We start from the raw sequence: 2,543 nt of genomic DNA, 5'->3' as shown, positions 1-2,543 counted from the left end.
GAGGGAAGACTTGTAATTCTTTTCCTACAAGGAGAATCGAAAGTATAATGAACACCCATTCTAACCTTTCGCCAGAAGACCTGCTAGGTGAGGCTTTACGATCTTTAGAGCACTGAGCTGGAACTTTAACGTTTTCTAGATTAGCGCATGATAGCTGAAAATATGAGCAAAAAAATTAAGAGTAATTACACCATGACAATGCGATAGAGTCAGACCATGCTCTAATCAAAAAGCTCATCGAAGCGATTCAAGGTCTTTAAAGGTTACGGATATTGAACAAGAGTCAATTTGATTTTTGGTTAAGCCGTGACCGGGCAGAGGTGAGAGTGCACGAGGGATCAGCGTTTTTGAATGAACTCTTCAATACATTTACAGTTTAAGTATAAAATGAGGCGGCCAAATAGCCGTCCCAGACACACCATCTGACTTGTTTATTCACTCATTCCTTTAAGCCAAAAATTAATTCAATTTCATCATCAAGTCTTCTGCCCGTTGGTATAAAACCAAGTTTTTGATAAATAGAGAGCGCATTGCCTTTTTCTTTATCCATCGTGGTCAGGGAGACGCCTTTTAAACCGATAATGGAAGCGTATTTCTTACTGAAGTTAATCGCTTGACTCCCCAATCCCTTTCCTTGGAAACGATGGTCAATCATGACGCGCCATACATATAAATGCTCCTTTTGAAAGTGTTCATCGTGTGTGTCCAGTATTCTAGGGTCAATCAGAGAGATCAGGCCCGCAGGTTTATCGTTTAAGTAAATACCATAGTTGATACTATCGTCGTTAAAACTGGCTTCTGCAAGCCACTCTGCGTTGTTAGCAATGAGTTGTTTTTGAGACTCTTCCACTGAGAGAGCAATAATGTCATCGATAATGGTATTGTTTATTTTTAAAAAGCTAATTTTATTCATGCTTATTTACCTTGGGTAGGTATTTCATTAAAAGTAACTGGCCAATGTAAGGATCTTGATAAGCTAATCTTGAGTTATCAAAATGGTAATGCCGCTTTTGTTCCTGTCATTTAACATAGGCTCTTCAACTATCTTATAGATCTCTTTATCTGGCGCATGCTAGAACTCGCCAATCGTTTTTCATTAAGGTATATAGTCACAGTAGAGTATGCTTTCTCAAACAATGAGGATGGAAGTTCTTGTTTCCTATTTTGTCTGCACCCATGACAGAAATATGAGTTCCAAGCGTTGCCCACGATGATTAAAAAAAAGGGTCCGTACAGTATTTTTGCAACAGTCCCGTTACAAGAACCAAAACAAAATCCCTGCTAGAGTGCTTACTAGTGTAATGAAAGAGAGCTTTAACGTGTTCTAAGCCAGTTACATGTTGTATGTCACTTATCAACTAAAATGGTGGCTCTTCTCTTACCGCCTTTGCACTCAACAGTGACGTTCACTCCATTGACGAGTGCTTTCTCATTATTCGCTCTGGCTCTCACATCGAGTTCAAATTTGGACAACGAGTTCGGTAAGCGCAAAAGAAAGAGTGCTGGTTACCCTTTTGCTTTGGTACAGGCCAAATCTTGATGTTATCGAAGATGGCCAATCGCAGTGCTAAAATAGACAAAACTCTGGAATATTGCAGCTAATGTTATCGAAAGCTATTCTGCACTATTTTTGTAGTTTGCGTAATTGGTGTAGCCAAACTCAACACCAATGATACGAACCGCCATATAAGTTTTAGCCCAGACCATTTGACGTATTATTCCGGAATCTTTTGTCTCTTACAGTATGACTTTGTAAGTAAAATCATTACATAATGAAAGCGTATTCACTAGGTTGCTAGTTCAAACCTTGATGCTTTGGTTTTTCTAATAGCGATAAGATGTCGCTCCTAATGAATTGATAGCAGAGTAGTTTCTTACGTCTAAAGCGGGACTTGATTGGCTGAACCAACGATAAATATAGGACGATTCACAATAATGCCGTGCTTGGCCGACATATCACTCAGATTGACATTACTCATGGGCGTTGATTAAGCGACTTTCCATACTTGTTAGAAGAATATTTATTACTTCTAAATCGTAGTCAATACAATGTTTCTAAAAATGACGTACTCTCTTACCTTTATCGTTTGGGTATAAAGAGAGTCGATTTAAAAGTGGGCAGTAAAACGTTGAATATTTTATAAAACTTTGACCAGAACGTTATATAAGGGCTTCAAGGAAGGTAATAACCTTAGTCTTTCGGTCTTTTTTATGACGTTGTCACAATGAAAGTTGGGTGAGGCGATAATTCCCCTCACTCAATTAGTACCTGAATATGATAACAATAAGGCCGATGGGTAGGAAAAGTCTAAAAGTTTCGTACAACGTCATACCATCCGGATGAAGGTGGACGTTAAGTGGGAAGGTGATGAAAGGGTTCCACATGACTCCGCGTTTAATCGAAGAAGGGACCTGTCGTATGACAAAAGAAAGTGCCGCGCCGTTTTTTTTTCTTATCCTTATTTTTTATTGATTTAACTATTTATCTCCCCACGCGCCGTCCTTTATTGATGGCCATTTACTTGCTCGGCTAATGAGAAAGT

Annotated in this window: 1 protein-coding gene and 1 pseudogene; one reads left to right on the top strand and one right to left on the bottom strand. The window is 38.9% G+C overall.

The features are described 5' to 3' along the window. Positions 1-194: 194 nt before the first annotated feature. Positions 195-380 (top strand): annotated as a pseudogene (locus tag AB4496_RS13645) (IS6 family transposase); the annotation flags it as partial. Between the two features lie 59 nt (positions 381-439). On the opposite strand, the gene AB4496_RS13640 reads toward AB4496_RS13645, so the two are convergent. After that, complete coding sequence (locus AB4496_RS13640; RefSeq protein WP_016800590.1) at positions 440-913, bottom strand: GNAT family N-acetyltransferase; 474 nt, start codon at positions 911-913, stop codon at positions 440-442. Between the last annotated feature and the right edge of the window lie 1,630 nt (positions 914-2,543).

It is taken from the genome of Vibrio sp. 10N.222.46.A1 (assembly GCF_041473595.1).
GTDB lineage: Bacteria > Pseudomonadota > Gammaproteobacteria > Enterobacterales > Vibrionaceae > Vibrio > Vibrio tasmaniensis_A.
This window is presented reverse-complemented; position numbering and strand designations above follow the sequence as displayed.

Excerpts from the sequence above, each read along its gene's own strand:
- AB4496_RS13640 (WP_016800590.1), bottom strand. The coding sequence starts at position 913 with ATGAATAAAATTAGCTTTTTAAAAATAAACAATACCATTATCGATGAC.